This is a genomic window from Aquirufa salirivi (genome assembly GCF_045310485.1).
Taxonomy (GTDB): domain Bacteria; phylum Bacteroidota; class Bacteroidia; order Cytophagales; family Spirosomataceae; genus Aquirufa; species Aquirufa salirivi.
This window is the reverse complement of sequence record NZ_JBEWZH010000004.1, coordinates 357,074-359,204: the sequence shown is the minus strand read 5'-3', so window position 1 is coordinate 359,204 and position 2,131 is coordinate 357,074. Positions and strand designations below refer to the sequence as shown.

Here is a 2,131-nt window from a genome sequence, read left to right as displayed (position 1 = left end):
CATTCAGCAAAAAAAAAGCCCACTAGAATCTAGCGGGCTTGGGGATAATAATAACTTGGAGCTTACTTACTTTCCCGGGTTTGATCCCAGTATCATCAGCGGTGCGGGGCTTAACTTCTCTGTTCGAGATGGGAAGAGGTGAACACCCGTCCTATCGGCTCCATAAATCTTGCAAGGTCTTAGCCTTTTTCCATATTGTGAGATAAAATAAACAGTCGTTGCATTTTTTTAATAAAAGTAAGCTTTCGGGTAATTAGTACTACTCGACTTTGACATTACTGCCTTTACATCTGTAGCCTATCGACCGTGTCGTCTACACGGACCCTTCATGGAATACTCATCTTCAGGTCAGTTTCGCACTTAGATGCTTTCAGCGCTTATCTGATCCCGACGTGGCTACTCAGCTATGCCCTTGGCAGAACAACTGATATACCAGCGGTCAGTCCAACTCGGTCCTCTCGTACTAAAGTCAGAACCTGTCAATATTCCTACGCCCACAACAGATAGGGACCGAACTGTCTCACGACGTTCTGAACCCAGCTCGCGTGCCACTTTAATCGGCGAACAGCCGAACCCTTGGGACCTTCTCCAGCCCCAGGATGTGACGAGCCGACATCGAGGTGCCAAACCTCCCCGTCGATGTGAGCTCTTGGGGGAGATCAGCCTGTTATCCCCAGAGTACCTTTTATCCTTTGAGCGATGGCTGTTCCATACTAAACCACCGGATCACTATATCCTACTTTCGTACCTGATCGACTTGTCGGTCTCACAGTCAAGCTCCCTTTTGCTATTGCACTCTACGCACGGTTACCAAGCGTGCTGAGGGAACCTTTGAAAGCCTCCGTTACTCTTTTGGAGGCGACCACCCCAGTCAAACTACCCACCAAGCAATGTCTCCCAATTAGGGATTAGAATTCCAGTACAAGAAGGGTGGTATTTCAACGTTGGCTCCCCGATGCCTAGCGACACCGGCTCATAGCCTCCCACCTATCCTACACATCCAGTACCAAAACTCAATGCTAAGCTATAGTAAAGGTTCATGGGGTCTTTCCGTCCCGTTGCGGGTAAACGGCATCTTCACCGTTACTACAATTTCACCGAGCTCACGGCTGAGACAGTGCCCAGATCGTTACACCATTCGTGCAGGTCGGAACTTACCCGACAAGGAATTTCGCTACCTTAGGACCGTTATAGTTACGGCCGCCGTTTACTGGGGCTTCAGTTCAATGCTTCGCCTTGCAGCTAACATCCCCCCTTAACCTTCCAGCACCGGGCAGGTGTCAGGCCTTATACGTCATCTTTCGATTTTGCAAAGCCATGTGTTTTTGTTAAACAGTCGCCTGGGCCATTTCTCTGCGGCCTCGATTACTCGAGGCTCCCTTTATCCCGAAGTTACAGGGTTAATTTGCCGAGTTCCTTAGCCGTGATTCACTCGAGCGCCTTAGAATATTCTTCTCGACCACCTGTGTCGGTTTACGGTACGGGTTACTTATTAGTTATACACGCCTAGACTTTTCTTGGAAGATCACTCGCTACACTCGTTTTGGCATTGCTGCCGCCTCTCAAAGACACTATTCCGTCAGTATCTGGTAACCCATTCTCTCCGTCATCTATTTGCCCAATAAGTAAGTACAGGAATATTAACCTGTTGTGCATTAGATTGTCGCTCTCGCTAGACCCTTAGCCCCCGACTAACCCTCAGTTGATTAGCATAGCTGAGGAAACCTTAGTCTTTCGGCGTGAGGGTTTCTCGCCCTCATTATCGTTACTCATGCCTACATTTGCTTTTCTGATCGCTCCAGCCAAGCTCGTCGCTCAACCTTCGCCGCAATCAGAATGCTCCCCTACCAGTATATAAATATAATCCAAAGCTTCGGTACTTTACTTGATGCCCGTTTATTATCGATGCCCGCCTCGCTCGACCAGTGAGCTGTTACGCACTCTTTAAATGAATAGCTGCTTCCAAGCTAACATCCTGGCTGTCACTGCAATCAGACTTCCTTAGTTCAACTTAGTAAAGATTTTGGGACCTTAGCTGTTGGTCTGGGTTCTTTCCCTCTCGGATTGGGACCTTAGCACCCCAACCCTCACTCCCGGGTATATTTTAAGCCATTCAGAGTTCGTCAGGATT

2 rRNA genes (1 of these 2 only partly in view) are annotated in these 2,131 nt (G+C 48.5%); both read right to left on the bottom strand.

The features are described from left to right. Positions 1-53: 53 nt before the first annotated feature. Positions 54-165, bottom strand: a 5S ribosomal RNA gene (rrf, locus tag U0R11_RS07745). A 68-nt stretch (positions 166-233) separates the two neighbouring features. Further along, positions 234-2,131 (bottom strand): 23S ribosomal RNA (locus U0R11_RS07740); it runs 933 nt beyond the window's last position.